Source organism: Xanthomonas sp. F1 (genome assembly GCF_014199855.1).
In genome coordinates, this window is record NZ_JACHOK010000002.1 from 951,560 (window position 1) to 972,080 (window position 20,521).

Below are 20,521 nucleotides of genomic sequence, written 5' to 3' on the forward strand. Positions count from 1 at the left end.
TGCGCCTCAGCCGCGTTCGTCCAGGCCGTACTTGCGGATCTTGTCGAACAGGGTGGTCTTGGCGATTTGTAGTGCGTCGGCCGCGCGCGAGATGTTGCCGTGCTGGCAACGCAATTCCTCGCGGATGAGGCTGCGTTCGTAGGCCTCCACCGCTTGGCTCAGCGGCAAGGGGTGGTCCGTGGCGCCCTGGCCGGGTGCGCTCTTGAGGCCGAGCACGAAGCGTTCGGCCTGGTTGCGCAGTTCGCGGACGTTGCCGGGCCAGCTATGGCCCAGCAGGTCGCGCACCACGGCCGCGCTCACCGGTGGCGGTGGCCGGTTCATGCGCAGGGCCGATTGCGCGACGAAATGTTCGAACAACAGCGGGATGTCCTCGCGCCGCGCCCGCAGCGGCGGCAGGTCGAGGGTGACCACGTTGAGGCGGAAGTGCAGGTCGGCGCGGAACTCGCCCTTGTCGGCGAGTGCGCCGAGTTCGGCCTTGGTCGCGGCGATCACGCGGAAATCCACCTGGATCAGCTTGTTGGAGCCGAGACGCTCGATCGCCCGTTCCTGCAGCACGCGCAGGAACTTGACCTGCATCGGCATCGGCATGCTCTCGATCTCGTCCAGGAACAGGGTGCCGTGCTGGGCGTATTCGATCTTGCCGATGCGCTGCTTGCTGGCGCCGGAGAACGCGCCCGCCTCGTGGCCGAAGATCTCGCTGTCAAACAGGGTGTCCGGCAGGCCGCCGCAGTTCAGCGCCACGAACGGACCCTTGCGCCCGCTGAGGTCGTGCAGGCAGCGCGCCAGCAGTTCCTTGCCGGTGCCGGTTTCGCCCAGGATCATCACGTCGGCCGGCGTGGCGGCGACGTCCTGCACCAGCGTGCGCAGATCCGCCATCGCCTGCGAGCGGCCGATCAGGCGGCTTTCCAGGCCGCCGAACGCGGCAAGCTGGCGCCGTAGCTGGCGCACCTCCAGCGCCAGCCGGCGCTTCTCCAGCGCTCGTTGCACCACGCCCACCAGTTGCTGCGGGGGGAACGGCTTCTGGATGAAGTCGTAGGCGCCGTCGCGCATCGCCTGCACCGCGGTGGCGACGTCGCCGTGGCCGGTGATCAGGATCACCGGCAGGTCGGCGTCCTGCTCGACCAACTGGCGCAGATACTGCAGGCCGTCCATGCCGGGCAGGCGGATGTCGGTCACCACCACGCCGGCGAACTCCTTGCCGACCAGGCGCTGCGCCTGTTCCACCGATGCCACGCCGTGTGCGGCGATGCCGTCCAGGCCCAGGGCCTGCAGGCACCCCAGACGGATGTCCTGGTCGTCCTCGATCACCAGCACCTGGTGCTCGCTCATGGCTGCGATTCCTCGTCGGTGGCGCCGGTTTTCGCCAGGTCCAGGGTGAACACGGCGCCGCCGGCGGCGGCGTTGACGGCGTGCAGGCTGCCGCCGAAGCCTTTGACGATGTCGGCGGAGATCGCCAGCCCCAGCCCCAGGCCGCTGTGGGTCTTGGTGGTGAAGAACGGCTCGAACAGACGCTGGCGGACCTCGTCCGACAGGCCCGGGCCGTTGTCGCTTACCTCGATGCGCACACGTCCTTCGTGGGCGTACCAGCGCACCTCGATCTGCGGCGTGGCAGTGTCGGCCGTGGCGTCGATGGCGTTGCTGATGAGGTTGACCAGCACCTGCTCCAGCCGGATCGCATCGCAGCGCGCCCGCAATGGCACCGCTGGCGGGTGCTGCACCAGGCGTACCGGAGGCTCGCCGCGCAGGCGGTGCCCGAGCAGCGCCGCCGCGCTGTCGATACTGGCGGCGACCGCGACATCGCCGAGTTCGCCCGACGAGCGCCGCGCGAACGAGCGCAATTGGCCGGTGAGTACGCCCATCCGCGCCACCAGTTCGGTGATGCGGCCGAGGTTGAAGCGCACCGTTTCCAGATCGTTGCGGTCCAGGAAGCGCACGGCATTGGCCGACAGCGTGCCCAGCGCGGCGAGCGGCTGGTTGATCTCGTGTGCCAGGCCGGCCGAGAGCTGGCCGATCACCGCCAGGTTCTCGGTGCGGATCAGTTCCTGCTGCACGTTCTCCAACTGGCGTGCGGCCTGGATACGTTCGGCGATCTCGCGGTGCAGGCCGGCATTGGCCGCGCGTAGTTCCGCGCTGCGCTGTTCCACCAGCGTTTCCAACTGCGCGTGCGCCGCTTGCAGCGCGGCCTGGGCCGACAGCCGTTCGCTGATCGACAGCCGCCACTGGTTGAGCGCGTGCAGCACCGCCATCGCGAACGCGGCCAGCACCGCCGCAGCCACGGCGCGCGCGATCGCCAGCCGGTAGACCTCGTGCGGATCGCTCAGTACGGTGAAGCGCATCGACAGCGCCGGCAGCCGCCGCGTCACCGCCAGGTAGGTGCGCCAGGCGCCGCGGTCGTGGATCTGCACCAGCCCGTCTTCGTCGCCGATCCCGCGCAGCCAGCGCCATTGCAGTGGGTGCAGCGGGTGGCCGTTGTACTGCTGCGAGGCGTTCACCTGCTGCCGCGACTGCCGGTCCATCGCGCCGAGCACGTGGTACTTCCATTGCGGCATCGACGACAGCACGACCACGCCGTTGGCATCGGACAGCAGTACCGGTTGCTCGTTGCCGAGCCACAGATGCTCCAGTTGCTCGAGCCCCACCTTGATCGCCACCACGCCGAGGCGCGTGTCGTCGCGCTCCACCGCGGTGGCCAGGTAGTAGCCGGGGCGGTCGTCGGTGGTGCCGACGCCGTAGTAGCTGGTGATCCGGCCTGGCTGCGCGGCCTGGACGTAGGGCCGGTAGGAGATGTTGCGTCCAACGAACGTATCGGCGCGGGTCCAGTTGCTGGACGCGACGATGTCGCCGCGTGCATTCACCAGGAAGGTCTGCAGGCTGCCGACGCTGTCGTTGAGCGTCTTGAGGTAGGCGTTGATGCGGTGCGTGCGCGCCGCAGTGGGATGCTCGGTCAGGAAGTCGCCGATCTCGCCGTTGAGCGAGGCGGTCAATGGCAGCAGGCCGAACTTGCCGATCTCGCGCTCCAGCTTGTCGGCATGGCGGTTCAGTGCCCGTTCGCCGCTCTGGCGCAGCAGCCGCAGCCCCGACCAGGCGGTGTAGCCGTAGGCGACCGCGCCGGTTCCCAGCGCGATCACCAGGGACAGCAGCAGGTAGAGGTAGAAATCGCGGTTGCGTCTGCTCATCGCATGCTTCAGATCGGGCGGCATCGGCGGCGCGACGTCGCCACCGGCAGGTCGCCACCGCCAGCGCCGGGAGGTGGAGGGCAGAGTACCTGCACCCACGGCGGTCGCGGAAGGCGCAATGCGCGCAAGCGGGCCCTGCACGCCGAGGCCGGCGCATGCGCTGGCGTGTCGTCCCGCGTCCGCGGCGGCGGGCAGGTCTGCCGCCGCGGACGCAACGGGAGAGGCCGGCGCGGCACCTCGCCCGCCGCGATGGTTAGAACACATTGACCAGGATGATGGTGAATACCGCCATGACCAGCCGCGACACCGCGTAGCCGATGGTGTAGCCCAGCGCCGGCACCTTGCTGCCCGCCGCGTCCTGCAATGCTCCCAGTGCCGCAGTGGTCGAGCGCGCGCCGGCACAGGCGCCGAGCAGGATGCCCGGATGGAACTTGAAGACGTAGCGGCCCAGCAGCACCCCGACGATCAACGGCACCATGGTCACCGCGACCCCGGCCAGGAACAGGGTCAGGCCGTACTGTTGCAGGCCGGCGATGAATCCCGAGGCCGCCTTGAGGCCGACCACCGCAATGAAGCCATTGAGCCCGACGTTGCTGAACACCCACAGCGCCGCGTCCGGAATCCGGCCGAAGGTGCGCATGGTCGAGCGCAGGTAGCCGCAGACGATGCCGGCGACGATCGCCCCGACCGAGGTGCCGAAGCTCAGCGGGATACCGGCGACGTGGACCGTGATCGCGCCCAGCAGGCTGCCCGCGACGATGCCGAAGCCCATGAAGGCCATGTCCGAATTTTCCAGTGGCCGGTCGGCATAACCGAGTTCCTTGGCGACCTTGGCGACGTCCTGTCGGGCGCCGAGGATGGTCAGCACATCGCCGCGCTGCACCTTGAGCTGCGGCGTCGCGGGCATCGCCAGGTCCGAGCGGGTGAACTTGGTCAGGAACACGCCACGTCCAGGCGTGCCGAACAGCTTCTGCGTGATCGCGCCCAGGGTCTGCCCGGCGTAGTTGCGATTGGTCACCACCAGGTCCAGCAGTTCCGTCGAGAAGTCGAGCAACGTCACGTCCTTCAGTTCGGTGCCGAAGCTGGCGTCGTGGGCGAGCAGTGCGTCCAGCGCGCCGGAGACCGCGACGATCGCGCCGGCGGGCAAACGCGTGTCGCCCACGCAATCCACGATCGTGGCGCCGCCCCTGGCACGCATGCGGCGGATGAAGATCCGGTGGTCGTAGCGGGCTTCGACCTCGTCCACCGTCAACCCTGCCAGCGCCGGGTTTTCCCACCTGTAGGCGCGCGCCGAGAATTCGCGATAGGCCGTGGTGCCGATGGCGTTGCTGGTGCCGTGCGCGGCCTCGTACTCCGCGCATTCCTTCGGCAGGTCGAACTTGAGCACGCGCGGCACCACGGTGGCCAGGAACCAGGCCGAACCGGCGGTGCCGAACGGGTAGGTGACGGCATAGGCCACCGGCATCAGCGCCAGCGCCGCCGCGCCGCCCTCGGGAAGATTGCCAGGCTGGTGCATCAGGTCGGTGGCGACGCCGAGCACGGTGGAGTTGGTGTAGCCGCCGGACAGCAGGCCGGCGGTCAGCGGCGCGTTGTAGTGCAACAGCTTGCCCAGCACGATCGCGGTGACCAGGCCGGAGGCGCAGACCAGCACCGCGAAGACCACCTGCGGCATGCCGTCGCTGCGAATGGCGCGGATGAATTGCGGTCCGACCGCGTAACCGACCGCGAACAGGAACATCGCGAAGAAGGTCGATTGCAGGACGTTGGGAAGATCGATGCCGACCTGGCCGATCAGCAGGCCGGCGAGCAGGGTGCTGGTGACCACCCCGAGGCTGAAATTCTTGAATTGCAGTTTTCCGAACCAGAAGCCGAGGGCAATGGTCAGATAGATCGCGATCTCCGGATACTTCTGGAGCGTTGCGATGAAAGCGTGCATGGCGTGTCGTCCCGTGACGCAGGGAAAAGGCCGGGCCGGCCAGGTGGCCGACCCGGGATCGGGCCGGCATGGCCTCAGTAGTGCGGCGCGTACAGCAGGGTCTCGAGCCAGGCGCGGATGTCGTCGGGACGTTCCACCTGGGCCAGCCCCGCGTCGAACATGTATTCGACGATGCGGGCGGCGGTGGTGATCTCCGTTTCCAGGATCTGCTCCTGGCTCGGGTAGAGCATGCCCTTGGCGCGCATGCCCAGGCCCACCTGGTTGGCGGTGGCGTGCGCGGCGACGATGAAGCATTCGTCGTTCAGGCGGGTTGGCCGCGCGGCGTAGGTGGCCAGCCCGATCGCCGGGTAGATGTAGAAGTTGTTGGCCTGGCCCGGACGGTAGGTTTTGCCCTCGTACTCGAACTCGGGAAACTGCACGCCGGCGGCGAACAGCGCCTTGCCCCTGGACCAGGTGTACGCCTGTTCGGCGCTGCACTCGGCCTTGTGGGTGGGGTTGGACAGCGCGAATATGATCGGCCGCTCGTTGAGCCGGCTCATCGTCTCGATCACCTGCCGGTTGAACGCGCCGGCCTTGGTGCTGACGCCGACCAGCACGGTGGGCTTGAAGTCCTCGATCGCCTGCAGGAAATCCTTGCAGGGCTTGGCCGGGCGCGCGTAAAGCGCCTGGGTCTCGCTGAGGTCCTGCCGCGATGCTTCGATCAGGCCGTTGATGTCGAACAGCGCCACGTGCTCGCGCGCCTGCTCGGCGCTCAGCCCCTTGGTCTGCAGTTCGGCGCAGAACAGCTTGGCGATGCCCAGGCCGGCCGAGCCGGCGCCCAGGAACATCACCCGCTGCTCGGCGATCGCGCCGCCGGTGATGTTGAGCGCGGCGGCGATGCCGGCCAGGGTCACGCTGGCGGTGCCCTGGATGTCGTCGTTGTAGCAGAGCGCCTTGTCCTTGTAGCGGTCCAGCATGCGGATCGCGTCGGTGCCCTTCCAGTCCTCGAAGTGCACGCAGCAGCCTGGGAACACTTCCTGCACCGCCTGCATGAATTCTTCCGTCAGTTCGTCCAGTTCTTTTTCGTCGATCGGCTTCTCGCGCAGGCCCAGGTAGAACGGATCGGCACGCAGGGTCTCGTTGCTGGTGCCGATGTCGAACAGCACCGGCAGCAGGCAGTGCGGCGGGACCGCGGCGCAGGCCGTGTACAACTGCAGCTTGCCGATCGGGATGCCCATGCCGTTGGCGCCGATGTCGCCCAGGCCGAGGATGCGACCGCCGGTGGACACGCAGATGAAGCGCACGTCGCGCTGCGGCCAGTTGCGCAGCACCTCGGCGATGCGGCCCTTCATGTGGCGGGTGATGTACATGCCGCGCGCACGCCGGTACAGGTTGCCGAAGGTCTCGCAGGCATCGGCCACGGTGGGATCGTAGAGGATCGGGATGAAGCGCTTGGGATCGGACATGATGGCCTTGTAGAACACCGTCTCGTTGCGGTCTTCCAGGCCGATCAGGTAGATGTAGCGCTCCAGGTCGTCGGATTTTTCGTCCAGGTGCGCAAGCACGCGCTCTACCTGGCGGTCCAGGCTCTCCACCGCGCTCGGCAGCAGGCCCTCGAGGCCATACTTGCGGCGTTCCTCCTGGGTGAAGGCGGTGCCCTTGTTGAGGCTGGGATCGTGCAGCAGGCCCGGGCCGCGCGCGTTGCGTGCCGGCTCCCCAGCGGGGCGCTTGGGTTCGGTGGAAATCTTGGCATTGGCATTCATGAGTGCACTCCTCGAATCGTTGCGTTCAGTGGTCGAAAAGCAGTCGGAACCAGGGGTGTGGTGGCCGCTTTCGCGAAGTGGAGCGCAACTGTCGTGCCAGCTTTTTTGAGTTATCAGTCGATTGATTGATAAGGATTTTTTGGGGAATCTGTATGACTGTCGGTCGGTTTTCCGGAAATCCGCGGCAGGCGTCGTCCGGATTTCCGAACGCGCCGCGCGCGGGGCGGCGGGCAGGCGCCTGCAAAGAATCGACGACGTTGGGTCGTGCCACGCCGGTGCGCGGCAATGCGGATGAGGCGGTCTCGACGGAGCTTCCCTGCAGCGCATGCCGCAGGACCGGCGTGTGGCGTGCCGCACGGACGAGGCCGGCCATCTGCAGATCGCGGTTCAACCGAGGCGGACCGCCTCGCGCGTCGCTGCCTCGCCCTGTCCCATATTCCAGCCGAAGCCTATCGTGCTTCCTGAAACCGATAGGTGCCGGTCAGCAGCAGGCTGCGGCCGTCCGGCAGTGGCACGAAGGTCTCGTCGAAATCGTCCGCATACAATCGCCGGTCGAAGACGTTGCGCATGCCCACGGTCACGCCCCAGGTGTCGGTGCGGTACGACACGTTCGCGTCGACGCTGGCCTGCCCGGGAATCTTGAAGTAGCCACCGGCCAGGCGGCGGCCGAGGGTGTGATCGCGCGCAAGGATGCCGCCGGCCACGCCCCAGCCGCTCCAGCGGCTGTCCTGGAACTGATAGCTGCTCCATAGGGTGAAACGCATGCGCGGCACGCCGGTGGTGGGCGTGCCGTCGCGTCGGCCGATGCGTGCCAGTGCCAGGCTGCTGCTCAGTTCCAGGCCCGGAGCGAGCGCGCCGACGAAATCCAGGTCCAGCCCGCGGTTGCTCTGGCTGTCGATCGGCCTGGCGAAATACGACGGATGCGCCAGTACCAGATCGAAACTGCGGTCGACAGTGATCTGGTAGTACGCGACGTTGAGCCGCGCCCGGTGGTCGAACAGATCGATCTTCGCACCCACCTCCACCTGCTGCGACAGCGCGGGCGGCAGCGGCCGGCCGTTCTTGCCGAGCACTGCGCTCGGCGCGAAGCCGTTCATGGTGCTGGCGTACAGCGCCGCATCCGGACTCAGCTTGTAGACCACGCCCATGTTGGGCACCCAGCGGCGCCGGCGCAACTGGCGTAGCTTGCCCCTGGCGTCGTAGTTGGAGATCTCGTACGCGGAGCGGCGCAGCGCCAGCGACACGTCCCAGCGTTCGCCCACGCTGATCTGGTCCTGCAGCAGGATGCCGCTGCGGCTCGACCAGGGACTGCCGGGGTAATGCAGGATGCCGCGTCGCGAATGCGGCCAGTGCACCGGTCCCAACTGCGCGTCGCCGAACACGTCGTAGCGGTTGCGGTGCATGCGGATGAAGTAGTCGCTGCTGCCCAGGCGCGCACGCGTGTAATCCAGGCCCAGGGTCACGGTCTGCCGCAGCGGCCCGTCGCCGAAGCTGCCGACCAGGTCGTTCTGGATGGTGTAGTACGCCGTCGTATTGCGATAGGCCTCGGCATAGGCGCGCACAATGCCCTTGGGCGAAGGCGACAGCATGCCCCAGTTGCGTGCGTCGACCGCCTGGGTCACGTACTGCCCGCGGCTGCGCAACTGCCAGCGGTCGCTGAGCCGTTGATCGAGCAGGTAGTAGGCGCGTTGGGTCCGGTAGGCGGTGTGGTCCTGCGGGTTGCCGAGGCGCAGGGACCTGGGCGTCATCGCCGACACGTGATTGCGCAGCAGCAGCGCGTGATCGGCGGCCGGCTGGCGGTCGGTCACGCGCTGCACGCCGAGCACCAGACGGGTGTCCTCGCTCTGCCAGGCGATCGAGGGCGCAAGGTAGGCCGCGTTGCGCGGGCCGTAGCCCTGCGCCGTGGTATCGGCATGCTGGCCGGAGACGACGAGCCGGTAACTCAGCGGCGTGGTGCCGATCGGTCCGGTCGCATCGAGCCCGGCCTGCATGTCGCCGCGTTCGCCGAGGGCGTAGCTCAGTTCGCGCTGCGGCCTGCGCAGCGGCTGCTTGGTGACGACGTTGATCAGTCCGCTCATGTCGCCGCCGTTGCTGTCGCCGAGGATCGATTCCGGGCCCTTGAGCACCTCGACCCGCTCCACGCCGATCATCGGCGGATAGCCGCCGAGCCCGACAAAACTGTTCGGCATCCCGTCGGTCATGCCGTTGCCGGTGTAGATGCCGCGGATCTTGAACAGCGGCGCGCGCAACGGGTTTTCGATGTGCTGCACGCTGGCCACGTTGCGCAGCGCGTCGGCGACGGTGCGGACCTGCTGCGTTGCCATCAGGTGCGGGGCGACGACGTTGACCGACTGCGGCACCGCGATGGAGTCGGCGGCATAGCGCAGCGCGTCGCTGGCATAGGCGGGGACGTCGCCCATGGCGTGCTCGGTCAGCGCCGCGGCGTCGACCTGTTCCAGCAGCTTGGGCGGCGTGCCGGCGCGATGGTCATCGGCGGCAGCCGCAGGATCGACCGGCGCCGGCGCGGCGGGCGTGATGGCCACCGTGTTCGCATCGAGCACGCTGTACGCAAGGCCACTCGATTGCAGCAGGCGCTGCAGCGCCGCGTCCGGGGTGAACACGCCTTGCAGCCCGTCGCTGCGCAGCCCGGCCAGGGTCGGGCTGGCGGTGAGTACCTGCATGTTGGCCTGCTTGCCGTAGGCGATCAGCGCAGTGGACAGCGCCTGTGGCGGGATCGAGAAGGCGACCCGGCGTGCGTCGGACGCGAGTGGCAGGGCGAGGGCGCGATTCCAGGGTACGAGCTGCAGTGCCAGGCTGCCGCAGATGATCAGTCGCCTCAGCCCACGCACTGCCCGTCGCCCCCCAGCGGAAGCGCGAATTATGCCATGCGCGGCATCGCCCACGCGTGCCGCGCGCGCGACTGCCGCCTGGGCGGGACCGGGGTGGAGGGCGATACCGCCTATCGGCGGCTCAGCACGATCTCGTCCTTGTCCTGACGCACCCGCAGCGGGAACACCTGCGGCAGGGCCTCGATCCACTGTGCGGTCGCCTGGGTGTCCACGGTGCCGGTGAAACTCAGCCGCGCAAGCGCCGGATCGGCCAGGCGCAGCGGCCTGTCGCTGTAGCGGTTGACCCGGGCGATCACCGTGTCCAGCGGCGTATCGACGAATTCCAGCCGGTGATCGCGCCAGGCGGTGGCCTGCGCCACGTCGATCTGGCTGACCTGCAGCGTGGGCTTGGCCGGGTCGTAGGACACGCGCTGTCCGGCCACCGCTTCCAGCCCGCCGCTGCCGTCGGCCGGCACCTGGCCGGCGCCGTAGATGCGGACCCGGCCCTCGGTGACCGCGACTTCGACGCGTTCGCCGTCGCGGCTGACATCGAAGGCAGTGCCCACGTCCAGGATCGACACGCCGCCGGCGTCGACCACGAACGGACGCCCGGCGTGATGTGTCACTTCGAAGAAGGCCTCGCCGGCGATCAGGTCCACGTGGCGTTGCGCCGCGCTGAAGCGGGTGCTCAGCCGCGATGCGCCGCCGAGCGCGATCCTGGACCCGTCCGCCAGCACGATGTCCTGGTGGCGGTTGGTCGCGCTGCTGTAGACCTGGGTGACCGGCGGCGCGCTCAGCTGCTGCCAGGCGAGGGCGCCGCCGAGCGCCAGCACGCCGGCGCAGGCCGCCACCTGCAGCGGCCGCCAGCGCGAACGCGGCGGCGCGAACCTGCGCACCACCTCGTCCCGCGCGGCCGCATCCAGCGTTGCCAGATCGCCGCCGAGCGCATTGATGCGTTCGAACGCCTGCAGGTGCCGCGGGTCGGCCGCGGTCCAGTCCAGCCAGCGCGCCACGGTATCCTCGTTGCTGTCGGGTTCGCGCAGCAGGGTCCACCAGCGCGCGGCGTCGTCGAGGATGTGTTGGTCGATGCCGCTGTCCATTACGGGATCTCCGCTTCGTCGAAGCGTTTGCGGCAATGCGCGAGCGCGTTGGCCACATGGTAGCGGACCATCCGTTCGCTCACGTTCATCGCCTTGGCGATCATGCCGAAGTCCTTGCCCTCGATCACGTGCAGCACGAAGGCGCGGCTGGTCTTGGCGGGAAGTTCCTTCAATGCCCGGGTCAGCTCGCGCAGTTGTTCGCTGGCCGTGGCGTGCCGCTCCGGAATCGGCGGTAGCGGCAGGTCGTGCTCCGGCAGCTCCACCGCGGCGTTTTCGCGGACCTTGCGCATGCGCAGCCGGTCCACCGCCAGGTTGGAGGCGACATGGAACAGATAGGCGCGCGGCGATGCCAGCGCGTCGGGACGCTCAAGCGTCACGATGCGCATGTACGCCTCCTGCGCCACGTCCTGCGCGTCCGCCATCGAGCCGAGCTTGCAGTGCAGGAAGGCGAGCAGGGCGCGGTGATGTTCCTTGAACAGCGCGTCGACCTGGTGCGCAGGCACCTGCTCCGGCGACGGTGCGCCCTCGGTGTGCTCGGCCCGACTCACGACTGCTGGTGCTCCTGGAGGGAAGCGGCCGCGGCAGTATAGCCAGGCTCACTGGTCGCCACGCGACGCGGCGGCGCACGCCGTCGGCAGCGCGGCGGCCAGCAAGCCCTCGGCGTGTGCGCGCAATGCTTCGCGGCGGCGAAACGCCGCGCGATGCTGGCTGGGGACATCGGCCGCGGTCTTGCGCGCCGGGGTCAGCGGCAACGCGAACCAGCCATCGGCGATGGGCGTACCGCCTTGCTCGATCCAGAACGCGTCGTAGTTGGCCAGGAACACTTCCCGCTTGCGTTGCAGCGGATGGGCGGCATTGCAGACGGCATGGATCGCACGCGCGCCGATGCGCTCGGCAAAGGTGCAGGCCAGCGTCAGCATCAGTTGCTTGGGCCGCAGCCCATGCAGTTGCTTGGTGAGCATGCGCACCACGTCCCGGGCATCGCCGCCGCTGGGGCCCTGCAGGCAACCGATCAACACGGAGGGGGAGGCGTCGTCACCGGTCACTGTCAGCACCAGGCGATACAGCTGGCGCCCCGCCGCGTCGCTGAGCTGCAGCCACAGTTCGCCTTCGCAGCTCATCGGCGCCGGCGGCAGCAGGGACAGCGTCAACGCGCTGCCATCGTGCAGCGGCAGCGTCCCGAGGTCCGCCTGGCCTTGCCGATAGATGGCGTCGAACAACGCCGCAGGCAGGCGCTCGAGCATCAGCCGATAGTGTTGCTGGAGATGGCGCAGCCGCGCCGCACGGCTCCAGCGGGTGTTGACGAAGCGGTGCAGGTGGCGCTCGAGCAGGCGCGGATCGCGCTCGGCGTAGCCGCGCATCCGCGGATCGCGGCGCAGTGCGTCAAGGAAACGCCCGTGTTCGGTCGGCATGCTCAACGCACGCAGCAGGTACTTGGCCGCCTTGATCCCGCGCTGCAGGCGGTTGCCGTGCCAGTCCGTCCGCCCCTGGAACGATGCCAGGAGCAGCGGCCACCACCGGGACGGTGCGGCGCTATCGCTCGGCCGGGGCGGCGACGGCGGCACCGGTCGGGCCAGGCGCGCCGGCGCCGTCTCGAACGCCGCGGCGCTCGTGGAAACGTCCACCAGATCAGTGGGTTGCAGGAAGAATTCGGTGGTTGCTTCGGTCACGTTCGGCTCGCAGAGGGGCGGTACTCTCTGACAAGACGTTTCAGCGGGCGAAAATTGAAATGCGCCCGCACGCGAAGTGGCCGGTCGTGCAACCGGCGTCCTGGCCCGACCGGGCCGGGGTCGGGCGGGGCGTGGGTGCGCGTGACATCACGTGCATGCGCTGACGCAGGAGCGGCTTCAGCCGCGACGGGGTTTTCCGTTCACGCCGGTCGCGGCTGAAGCCGCTCCTACGCGGGCGTTACAGGTCAGTGCGCGGTGCAGGATTCGCGTGGAGACGATCCGGCGCCCGCGACCTTGGCCACTGCAAGGATCCTTTCTGGGGCGAGCGTCATGGTGCCTGCGGCTGCCGAGCCGTCAGCGCCGCGCCAGCAGCACCAGCATCGCGCCGGTGCCGCCTTGCGCGGTTGGCGCCGAATGGAAGGCCAGCACGTCGTTGCGTTGGCGCAGCAGGCGGTCCACCAGGTTCTTCAGCAGCGGCACGCCACCGGATTGCAGGCCTTTGCCGTGCACGATCCGCACGCAGCCGAACTCGTGCGCGTGCGCCTCGGCCAGGAACTGGCGCAGCAGCGTCTCGGCCTGCGCCGCGGTGGCGCCGTGCAGGTCCAGTTCGTCCTGGGCCGAGAACTGGCCCTTGCGCAGGCGCTGGAATACCCGCGCCGGCACATGCTCGCGGCGGTAGCTGGCGACATCGCCGGCTTCCAGCGGTGCGCTCTGGCGCAGCAGTTGCTGGAACTCGCCTTGCGCCTCGGCGTCGTCGCGTTCGGCCATGCGTGCGCGTGGCTTGGGGCGCGGCTTGGCATTGGCCGGTGGCGTCGCGTTGAGCGGGGCCACCTTGCCGATGGCCGCGCGGAACAGCGCGGCGGGATCTTCGTCGTCGGAATGCGCCATGCGCACAGCTTAGAGCGTGCTGCGTGGTTTGAGGTGAGGGCGGGTGCGGCATCGGCTGTAACGTTCCGCGATGGGGCACGGTGTTGACGGCGGAGCGGGGCGGTCGCGATCGCCAGGCGCAACGCCGGTGCGGCGTCCCGCGCAGAGGCCACCACCACGATCGTCGGCCCGCTGTCAGCGACCTGGCCGGACGCATCCGGTATCATGCACCCGGTTTTCGAGGAGCACCATGCGCGTATTAGTGAGCAACGACGATGGCGTCGACGCCCCCGGCATTCGCATGCTGGCCGAGCAGCTGCGCGGCGCCGGCCATGAAGTGACGGTGGTCGCACCCGATCGCGACCGGTCCGGCGCCAGCAATTCGCTGACCCTGGATCTGCCGATCCGGCTCAAGCGCATCGACCATTACACCTGCAGCGTCGCCGGCACGCCGACCGACTGCGTGCATCTGGCGCTCACCGGCATGCTGGAGTTCGATCCGGACATCGTCGTCTCCGGCATCAACAATTCGGCCAATCTCGGCGACGACGTGATCTATTCCGGCACCGTGTCGGCGGCGATGGAAGGCCGCTTCCTCGGCCTGCCTGCGGTGGCGGTGTCGCTGGTCACCCATAACCACGAACCCAGGCATTTCCAGACCGCCGCGCGTGCGGCGGTGGAGATCGTGGCGCGGCTCAAGGCCGATCCGCTGCCGGCCGACACCATCCTCAACGTCAACGTGCCCGACCTGCCATGGCAGGAGCTCAAAGGCTTCGAGGTCACCCGGCTCGGCAATCGCCATCGCTCCGAACCGTGCCTGCCGCAGACCGACCCGCGCGGCGGCACCGTCTACTGGATCGGCCCGGCCGGGCGCGAGCAGGATGCCGGTCCCGGCACCGACTTCCACGCGGTGCGCACCGGTTTCATCTCGATCACCCCGATCCAGGTCGACCTGACCCGCTACCAGGCGTTGGAAAAGGTCGCCAGTTGGGTCGGCGGCCTGACCGCCGCGCTGGACCGCCCGGCATGACCCCGCGGTTGCGCCTGCAGCCGGAAGCGATCGGCATCGGCATGACCTCGCAGCGCGTGCGTGACCGCCTGGTGGAGCGCCTGCGCGAAGCCGGCATCCGCGACGAGAGCGTGCTCAACGCGGTGCGCACCGTGCCGCGGCATCTGTTCATCGACGAGGCGCTGGCCTCGCGCGCCTACGAGGACACCGCGCTGCCGATCGGCCACGGCCAGACCATCTCGCAACCCTGGGTGGTGGCGCGCATGACCGAGACGGTGCTCGAAGCCGCGCCGAAGAAGGTGCTGGAAGTCGGCACCGGCTCCGGCTACCAGGCGGCGATCCTGGCCGCGCTGGGCCTGGAGGTGCATACCGTCGAGCGCATCGGCGACCTGCTACGGCAGGCGCGCAAGCGCTTCCGCCAGCTCGGCATGAACGTGCGCAGCAAGCACGACGACGGCCGCATCGGCTGGCCCGAGCATGGCCCCTTCGATGCGATCGTGGTCACCGCCGCGGCGCCCGCACTGGTCGATGCCCTGATCGAGCAGCTGGCCCCCGGCGGCTGCCTGGTGGCGCCGGTCGGCGGTCCGTCCGCGCAATCGCTGATCCGCCTGCGCCGCGCTGCCGATGGCCAGATCGAACAAGACGTCCTGGCGCCGGTGACCTTCGTCCCGTTGCTGTCGGGCATGCTGGATTGACCTCTCGGAGCCGCACTGGATGAAGATTTTCGGGCCGTTGTACGAACGCGCCATCCGTTGGTCGCAGCATCGGCGTGCGCCGGCCCTGCTGACCGGACTCAGTTTCGCCGAGGCCATCGTGTTCCCGGTGCCGCCGGAGGTGATGCTGGCGCCGATGTCGCTGGCGCAGCCGCGGCGCGCGCTGTGGTTTGCCACGTTGAGCCTGCTCGGTTCGCTGGCCGGTGCGGTGATCGGCTACCTGCTCGGCCATTTCGCCTTCGCCGCGGTGCAGCCGCTGATCGAATGGCTGGGGTGGACGCAGAAGATCGATGCGCAGGTACACCACTTGCGCGAGGTGATCGCCGAGTCGCCATGGCGCGCATTCTGGCTGTTGGTACTGGCCGGCTTCACCCCGATCCCGCTGAAGATATTCACCTGGGCCTCAGGCATCGTGGGAGTGCCGCTGCTACCGTTCCTGGCGAGCATGCTGGTGGGGCGCGGCAAGCGCGTGTACCTGGTGGCCGGGGCGATCCGCCTCGGCGGGCCGCGCGCGGAAGCCGCGTTGCGCCGCTGGATCGAGCCGCTCGGCTGGGTCGCCTCGGCGATCCTGGCGCTGCTGGTGGTGTGGGTCATATGGAGAGCGAAGGTCGGATGAGCGTCGATCGGGTGGTGCGGAACGGCCTGCGTTGCGGCCTGGGTGTGCTGGTGGCGGTGGCGCTCGGCGCCTGCAGCAGCGCCACGGTGGTCCGCACGCCCGGCGGTGCGCCCGTGCGCGGCACCGCCACGGCCTCGGCACCGCGGGTGTCCGTCCCCAAGCCTGGTGTCAGCGCGACCGTGCGCCGCGGCGACACGCTGTACGCGATCGCCCGCGCCAACAACATCACGCCGCAGGACCTGGCCGGCTGGAACGGCTTGCAGCCGCCGTACACCATCTATCCAGGGCAGTCGCTGAAGCTGTATCCGCCGGGTGGGGCGGTCGCCGCGCGGCCCGGTAGCGGTCCGGTGACGCCGCCGCCGGCATCCGGCGCTGGCGCCGCCGCACGGCCGCCGGCCCTCCCGGCACCGGCCCCGGTCAGCAGCGGCTTCCCCTGGCGTTGGCCGGCCGATGGCGTGGTGGTCAGCCGTTTCGTCGGCGGTGAGGCGACCAAGCAGGGCATCGACATCGGTGGCAGCAACGGCGAAGCGGTGCGTGCCGCGGCGGACGGTGTGGTGGTCTATTCCGGCGCCGGCCTGGTCGGCTATGGCGAGCTGATCATCGTCAAGCACAACGAACAGTGGCTGTCGGCCTACGGCCACAACCGCAAGCGCCTGGTCAACGAGGGCCAGAACGTCAAGGCCGGCCAGCAGATCGCCGAGATGGGCCACAGCGGCGCGGCCCGCGACATGCTGCACTTCGAGATCCGCTACAACGGCAAGCCGGTCGACCCGCTGCTGTACCTGCCGCCGAAGTAACCGGTCGCGTCGCTGCGTGGGCGGATCCCCGGCCCGGCGCAGCGCGCCGGGCGTTCGCCATCGGCGCGGCCCAATGGGCCGCAAGCGCCGCCGGCTCACCCACTACAACGGCAAGCCGGTCGATCCGCTGCTGTACCTGCCGCCGAAGTAACCGGTCGCGTCGCTGCGTGGGCGGATCCCCGGCCCGGCGCAGCGCGCCGGGCGTTCGCCGTCGGCGCGGCCCAGTGGGCCGCAAACGCCGCCGGCTCACCCGCTACAACGGCAAGCCGGTCGACCCGCTGCTGTACCTGCCGCCGAAGTAAAGCCGGCGCGACCAATGGGCTGCCGCCCTGACGCAGCGTGTAGCCGGTCTCCATCTACGGCTTTTCTAGGAGCGGCTTCAGCCGCGGCCGGGTTTCCCAGGGAATGTCACAGGTCGCGGCTGAAGCCGCTCCTGCGGGAGTGAATGTCTGCGGAGTGCGTGGAACGTGTCCGCAGAGACGCCGCCCTGGCTCAACCTTCGAGCAGGAACCCGACCGCCACGCGCCGGCCTTCGGCGGCCAGCACGTTGTAGGTGCGCGCCGCGGCAGCGTTGTTCATCACCTCGATGCCGATGCCGCGGGTCAGGAACAGCGCCATCACCGCCGCGGCGGGAAACACCTGGCGCTCGCCGGTGCCAAGGATCACCAGGGCCGGGTTGAGCTCCAGCAGCGGCTGCAGGTGCTGCGGCTGCAGGTCGCCGGCCGGCGGCGTTTCCCAGTCCTCGACCAGGGTGTCCGGCGCGAGGATGAAGCTGCGGGTCAGCAGCCGGTCGTTCACCTTGGCCTGGCGGCCGTCGGCCATGCGCAGGGCATAGGCGTAGTCGGGCAGGTCCTGGGTCAGTTGCATGGGGTCACCGGAGGCGCGCTCAGGCGCGCGGCAGCACGATTTGCCGGTCTTCCTTGGCCGGGCGATACAGGATCGCGGTATGGCCGATCCGCTGCACCAGCACGCTGTGCGACTGTTCCACCAGACTGCCGATGGCGGCGTCGCGGGCCTCGCGGTCGTCGCCGCCGACCTTCACCTTGACCAGTTCGTGGCGCTCCAGTACCTCGTCCAGTTCGGCCAGGAAGGCCGGGGTGACGCCCTTGCTGCCAATCTGCAACAGGGGTTTGAGGTCGTGGGCCAGGCCGCGCAGGAAGCGGTTCTGGGCCGAGGTCAGGCTGATCGACATGCAGGTGGGAGCAGGGTTGGCAAGGGCGATCAGGGTATCATGGCCGCCCCTTCCGACCGTGCGTCCATGGCCACCCGCAGCAAAAGCAGCCAACGCTGGCTCCGCGAACATTTCGCCGATCCCTTCGTGAAGAAGGCCCAGGCCGAGGGCATGCGCTCGCGCGCGGCCTACAAGCTGGAGGAGTTGCTGCAGCGCGACAGGCTGCTAAAGCCGGACATGGTGGTGGTCGATCTCGGCGCCGCCCCGGGCGGCTGGTCGCAGCAGGTGCGCAAGTCGATGGGCGACCGCGGCCGGGTACTGGCCCTGGACATCCTGGAGATGCCGCCGTTGGCCGGCGTGGAGTTCCTTCACGGTGACTTCAGGGAGGACGCGGTGCTATCGCAATTCGAGGCCATGCTGGGGGAGACCCCGGTGGACCTTGTGCTGTCGGATATGGCCCCCAATAAGAGCGGAATGGATGCGGTCGACCAGCCGCGGATGATGCATCTGGCGGAACTGGCGATGGCGTTCGCCGACAGCCACCTGAAGCCGAACGGCGCGTTCCTGATCAAGCTGTTCCAGGGCGTGGGGTTCGACGACTACATCCGCGACATGCGCCGCCGCTATGAGAAGGTGACCATCCGCAAGCCGGCCGCGTCGCGCAAGCGCTCGCCGGAGGTCTACGCCCTTGGACAGGGCAAGCGCGCCCAGATCAAGTAAGCTGAACGCAAGGCTGAACCCGAAATGCCACGCATCGAGACAGAGTTGAAGGGACACCGGAGCCAATGAGGATGAACGACTTGACCAAGAATTTGCTGTTGTGGGTAGTCGTCGCCGTCGTGCTGATGGTGGTGTTCAATAGCTTTTCGCCGCGCCTCGCGGGCGGCCCGGGCAGCGACAACGTCACCTACTCCCAGTTCCTGAAGGACGTGGATGCTGGACGGGTGAAGTCGGTCGATTTCACCGACGCCACCAACCTGTCGGTCAACGCGATCCGCTTCAAGCGCGCCGACGGCAGCGAGGGTTCGGTCTATGGCCCGAGCGACGACAAGCTGATCGATGTGCTGTACAGCAAGAACGTGGACATCACCCGGCAGAAGCCCGACAACGGCCCGAGCTTCTGGTCGTTGGTACTGAACTTCCTGCCGGTCATCCTGATCATCGGCTTCTGGCTGTTCATCATGCGCCAGATGCAGGGCGGTGGCGGTGGCGCCAAGGGCGCCATGTCCTTCGGCAAGTCGCGGGCCAAGCTGCAGGGCGAGGACCAGATCAAGATCACCTTCGCCGACGTCGCCGGCTGCGACGAGGCCAAGGAGGAGGTCGGCGAACTGGTCGACTTCCTGCGCGACCCCACCAAGTTCACCAAGCTAGGCGGCAAGATCCCGCGCGGCGTGCTGATGGTCGGCCCGCCGGGCACCGGCAAGACCCTGCTGGCCAAGGCCATCGCCGGCGAGGCCAAGGTGCCGTTCTTCAGCATCTCCGGTTCGGACTTCGTGGAAATGTTCGTGGGCGTCGGCGCCAGCCGCGTGCGCGACATGTTCGAGCAGGCCAAGAAGCACGCGCCATGCATCATCTTCATCGACGAAATCGATGCGGTCGGCCGTCACCGTGGCGCCGGCCTGGGTGGCGGTCATGACGAGCGCGAGCAGACCCTCAACCAGCTGCTGGTGGAGATGGACGGCTTCGAGGGTGGCGAGGGCGTGATCGTGATCGCCGCGACCAACCGGCCGGACGTGCTGGATCCGGCGCTGTTGCGCCCGGGCCGTTTCGACCGCCAGGTCGTGGTGGGCCTGCCGGACGTGCGCGGCCGCGAGCAGATCCTCAAGGTGCACATGCGCAAGCTGCCGCTGGCCGACGACATCGAGCCGATGGTGATCGCGCGCGGCACGCCGGGTTTCTCCGGTGCCGACCTGGCCAACCTGTGCAACGAAGCGGCGCTGTTCGCCGCGCGCGAGTCGGTCAAGGAAGTGCGCATGGATCACTTCGACCGCGCTCGCGACAAGATCCTGATGGGCGCCGAACGCCGCTCGATGGCGATGAGCGAGGACGAGAAGACGCTCACCGCCTACCACGAGGCCGGCCACGCCATCGTCGGCCGCCTGGTGCCCGAGCACGACCCGGTCTACAAGGTCACGATCATCCCGCGCGGCCGCGCGCTGGGCGTGACCATGTACCTGCCCGAAGGCGACAAGTACTCGATGAACCGCGTGGCGATCGAGTCGCAGTTGTGCTCGCTGTACGGCGGCCGCGTCGCCGAGGAATTGATCTTCGGAACCGACAAGGTCACCACCGGCGCGTCCAACGACATCGAGCGCGCGACCAAGATGGCGCGCAACATGGTCACCAAGTGGGGCCTGTCCGACGAGCTCGGCCCGATCGCCTATGGCGAGGAGGACGACGAGGTGTTCCTGGGCCGTTCGGTGACCCAGCACAAGAGCGTCTCCGACGACACCGCGCGTCGCATCGACGAAGTCGTGCGGTCGATCCTCGACAAGGCGTATGCGAAGACCACCCAGATCCTCACCGAGAATCTGGACAAGCTGCATACCATGTCGCAGTTGCTGCTGCAGTACGAGACCATCGACGCGCCGCAGATCGACGCGATCATGGAGGGCCGCGATCCGCCGCCGCCGATGGGCTGGAACCGGTCCGGCAAGGACGGCGGCAACGACAAGGGCAATTCGCGGCCGCTGCCGCCGATCGCCGGGCCTGCCGAGCAGGTGTAAGCGAAGGAGCGCCCTTCAGGCGCCGAAAAGCCAGGGAGCGATCCCTGGCTTTTTTGTTGGCGGCGGTGCGGGGCCGGTCGCATCGTTCGATGCCGACTCGCCGCCTGCGCGCGCGTGGGCGACAATGGCACTGCGCTGGCCGCACGTTGCCGCGTCGATGCGATGTGTCG

General features: G+C 68.6%; 19 protein-coding genes. 7 read left to right on the forward strand and 12 right to left on the reverse strand.

The window, feature by feature from the left end:
- Positions 1 to 6: 6 nt before the first annotated feature.
- The 10 genes from GGR71_RS08690 to GGR71_RS08735 all read right to left on the reverse strand — a co-directional run bounded on the left by GGR71_RS08690 (position 7) and on the right by GGR71_RS08735 (position 13,340).
- The gene (locus GGR71_RS08690) at positions 7 to 1,329 is read right to left on the reverse strand and encodes a sigma-54-dependent transcriptional regulator (RefSeq protein ID WP_160958861.1); all 1,323 of its coding nucleotides are present in this window, start codon (positions 1,327 to 1,329) and stop codon (positions 7 to 9) included.
- Positions 1,326 to 3,176, reverse strand: a complete 1,851-nt coding sequence (locus tag GGR71_RS08695; protein WP_160958858.1) for a sensor histidine kinase — start codon at positions 3,174 to 3,176, stop codon at positions 1,326 to 1,328. Before GGR71_RS08695 ends, GGR71_RS08690 begins: the two co-directional genes overlap by 4 nt.
- Positions 3,177 to 3,429: 253 nt before the next feature.
- Positions 3,430 to 5,112, reverse strand: a complete 1,683-nt coding sequence (gene aspT / locus GGR71_RS08700; RefSeq protein WP_160958855.1) for an aspartate-alanine antiporter — start codon at positions 5,110 to 5,112, stop codon at positions 3,430 to 3,432.
- A gap of 74 nt (positions 5,113 to 5,186) precedes the next feature.
- On the reverse strand, positions 5,187 to 6,854 hold the full coding sequence (locus GGR71_RS08705; protein WP_160958853.1) for an NAD-dependent malic enzyme: 1,668 nt from the start codon (positions 6,852 to 6,854) through the stop codon (positions 5,187 to 5,189).
- A 25-nt stretch (positions 6,855 to 6,879) separates the two neighbouring features.
- Positions 6,880 to 7,245, reverse strand: coding sequence for a hypothetical protein (locus tag GGR71_RS08710; protein ID WP_160958850.1), 366 nt, complete (start codon positions 7,243 to 7,245; stop codon positions 6,880 to 6,882).
- A 58-nt stretch (positions 7,246 to 7,303) separates the two neighbouring features.
- Positions 7,304 to 9,703, reverse strand: coding sequence for a TonB-dependent siderophore receptor (locus GGR71_RS08715; protein WP_343160800.1), 2,400 nt, complete (start codon positions 9,701 to 9,703; stop codon positions 7,304 to 7,306).
- A 110-nt stretch (positions 9,704 to 9,813) separates the two neighbouring features.
- Positions 9,814 to 10,782 carry a FecR family protein gene (locus tag GGR71_RS08720; RefSeq protein ID WP_160958847.1) on the reverse strand — a complete coding sequence of 323 codons (969 nt, stop codon included), beginning with the start codon at positions 10,780 to 10,782 and terminating at the stop codon, positions 9,814 to 9,816.
- On the reverse strand, positions 10,782 to 11,330 hold the full coding sequence (locus GGR71_RS08725) for a sigma-70 family RNA polymerase sigma factor (RefSeq protein WP_160958844.1): 549 nt from the start codon (positions 11,328 to 11,330) through the stop codon (positions 10,782 to 10,784). Before GGR71_RS08725 ends, GGR71_RS08720 begins: the two co-directional genes overlap by 1 nt.
- Before the next feature lie 48 nt (positions 11,331 to 11,378).
- Positions 11,379 to 12,452: a DUF535 family protein gene (locus GGR71_RS08730; protein WP_160958841.1), complete on the reverse strand. Its 1,074-nt coding sequence runs from the start codon at positions 12,450 to 12,452 to the stop codon at positions 11,379 to 11,381.
- Between the two features lie 354 nt (positions 12,453 to 12,806).
- Positions 12,807 to 13,340 (reverse strand): Smr/MutS family protein, encoded by a 534-nt coding sequence (locus GGR71_RS08735; RefSeq protein ID WP_048488990.1) that lies wholly within the window; start codon positions 13,338 to 13,340, stop codon positions 12,807 to 12,809.
- A gap of 229 nt (positions 13,341 to 13,569) precedes the next feature.
- Here GGR71_RS08735 and surE point away from each other — a divergent pair, with 229 nt between their 5' ends.
- The 5 genes from surE to GGR71_RS21035 are packed head-to-tail and all read left to right on the forward strand — an operon-like array spanning position 13,570 to position 16,605.
- On the forward strand, positions 13,570 to 14,349 hold the full coding sequence (surE, locus tag GGR71_RS08740; RefSeq protein WP_160958838.1) for a 5'/3'-nucleotidase SurE: 780 nt from the start codon (positions 13,570 to 13,572) through the stop codon (positions 14,347 to 14,349).
- Positions 14,346 to 15,023 (forward strand): protein-L-isoaspartate(D-aspartate) O-methyltransferase, encoded by a 678-nt coding sequence (locus GGR71_RS08745; protein WP_026143980.1) that lies wholly within the window; start codon positions 14,346 to 14,348, stop codon positions 15,021 to 15,023. Before surE ends, GGR71_RS08745 begins: the two co-directional genes overlap by 4 nt.
- Positions 15,024 to 15,042: 19 nt before the next feature.
- Positions 15,043 to 15,657 (forward strand): YqaA family protein, encoded by a 615-nt coding sequence (locus GGR71_RS08750; protein WP_160958835.1) that lies wholly within the window; start codon positions 15,043 to 15,045, stop codon positions 15,655 to 15,657.
- Positions 15,654 to 16,454: a peptidoglycan DD-metalloendopeptidase family protein gene (locus GGR71_RS08755; protein WP_160958833.1), complete on the forward strand. Its 801-nt coding sequence runs from the start codon at positions 15,654 to 15,656 to the stop codon at positions 16,452 to 16,454. The genes GGR71_RS08750 and GGR71_RS08755 overlap by 4 nt, the downstream gene beginning before the upstream one ends.
- 16 nt (positions 16,455 to 16,470) lie before the next feature.
- Positions 16,471 to 16,605, forward strand: a complete 135-nt coding sequence (locus tag GGR71_RS21035) for a hypothetical protein (RefSeq protein WP_255347919.1) — start codon at positions 16,471 to 16,473, stop codon at positions 16,603 to 16,605.
- Positions 16,606 to 16,946: 341 nt separating this feature from the next.
- On the opposite strand, the gene GGR71_RS08760 is transcribed toward GGR71_RS21035, so the two are convergent.
- Together GGR71_RS08760 and yhbY are read right to left on the reverse strand one after the other, a co-directional pair.
- Positions 16,947 to 17,321: an Mth938-like domain-containing protein gene (locus tag GGR71_RS08760; RefSeq protein WP_160958830.1), complete on the reverse strand. Its 375-nt coding sequence runs from the start codon at positions 17,319 to 17,321 to the stop codon at positions 16,947 to 16,949.
- A gap of 19 nt (positions 17,322 to 17,340) precedes the next feature.
- Positions 17,341 to 17,646, reverse strand: a complete 306-nt coding sequence (gene yhbY, locus GGR71_RS08765) for a ribosome assembly RNA-binding protein YhbY (RefSeq protein ID WP_010341321.1) — start codon at positions 17,644 to 17,646, stop codon at positions 17,341 to 17,343.
- Positions 17,647 to 17,712: 66 nt separating this feature from the next.
- On the opposite strand from yhbY, the gene rlmE reads away from it, so the two are divergent.
- Both rlmE and ftsH read left to right on the forward strand, forming a co-directional pair.
- On the forward strand, positions 17,713 to 18,345 hold the full coding sequence (rlmE, locus tag GGR71_RS08770; RefSeq protein ID WP_048488996.1) for a 23S rRNA (uridine(2552)-2'-O)-methyltransferase RlmE: 633 nt from the start codon (positions 17,713 to 17,715) through the stop codon (positions 18,343 to 18,345).
- A gap of 71 nt (positions 18,346 to 18,416) precedes the next feature.
- Positions 18,417 to 20,351 (forward strand): ATP-dependent zinc metalloprotease FtsH, encoded by a 1,935-nt coding sequence (gene ftsH, locus GGR71_RS08775; protein WP_048488997.1) that lies wholly within the window; start codon positions 18,417 to 18,419, stop codon positions 20,349 to 20,351.
- Positions 20,352 to 20,521 lie beyond the last annotated feature (170 nt).

Bases quoted from the DNA above. Each gene is read 5' to 3' on its own strand.
- surE (WP_160958838.1), top strand. From the start codon at position 13,570: ATGCGCGTATTAGTGAGCAACGACGATGGCGTCGACGCCCCCGGCATT.
- GGR71_RS08745 (WP_026143980.1), top strand. From the start codon at position 14,346: ATGACCCCGCGGTTGCGCCTGCAGCCGGAAGCGATCGGCATCGGCATG.
- GGR71_RS08690 (WP_160958861.1), bottom strand. From the start codon at position 1,329: ATGAGCGAGCACCAGGTGCTGGTGATCGAGGACGACCAGGACATCCGT.
- GGR71_RS08735 (WP_048488990.1), bottom strand. From the start codon at position 13,340: ATGGCGCATTCCGACGACGAAGATCCCGCCGCGCTGTTCCGCGCGGCC.
- yhbY (WP_010341321.1), bottom strand. From the start codon at position 17,646: ATGTCGATCAGCCTGACCTCGGCCCAGAACCGCTTCCTGCGCGGCCTG.
- GGR71_RS08705 (WP_160958853.1), bottom strand. From the start codon at position 6,854: ATGAATGCCAATGCCAAGATTTCCACCGAACCCAAGCGCCCCGCTGGG.
- GGR71_RS08695 (WP_160958858.1), bottom strand. From the start codon at position 3,176: ATGAGCAGACGCAACCGCGATTTCTACCTCTACCTGCTGCTGTCCCTG.
- GGR71_RS08755 (WP_160958833.1), top strand. From the start codon at position 15,654: ATGAGCGTCGATCGGGTGGTGCGGAACGGCCTGCGTTGCGGCCTGGGT.
- GGR71_RS08720 (WP_160958847.1), bottom strand. From the start codon at position 10,782: ATGGACAGCGGCATCGACCAACACATCCTCGACGACGCCGCGCGCTGG.
- GGR71_RS08760 (WP_160958830.1), bottom strand. From the start codon at position 17,321: ATGCAACTGACCCAGGACCTGCCCGACTACGCCTATGCCCTGCGCATG.
- ftsH (WP_048488997.1), top strand. From the start codon at position 18,417: ATGAACGACTTGACCAAGAATTTGCTGTTGTGGGTAGTCGTCGCCGTC.
- aspT (WP_160958855.1), bottom strand. From the start codon at position 5,112: ATGCACGCTTTCATCGCAACGCTCCAGAAGTATCCGGAGATCGCGATC.
- rlmE (WP_048488996.1), top strand. From the start codon at position 17,713: ATGGCCACCCGCAGCAAAAGCAGCCAACGCTGGCTCCGCGAACATTTC.
- GGR71_RS08750 (WP_160958835.1), top strand. From the start codon at position 15,043: ATGAAGATTTTCGGGCCGTTGTACGAACGCGCCATCCGTTGGTCGCAG.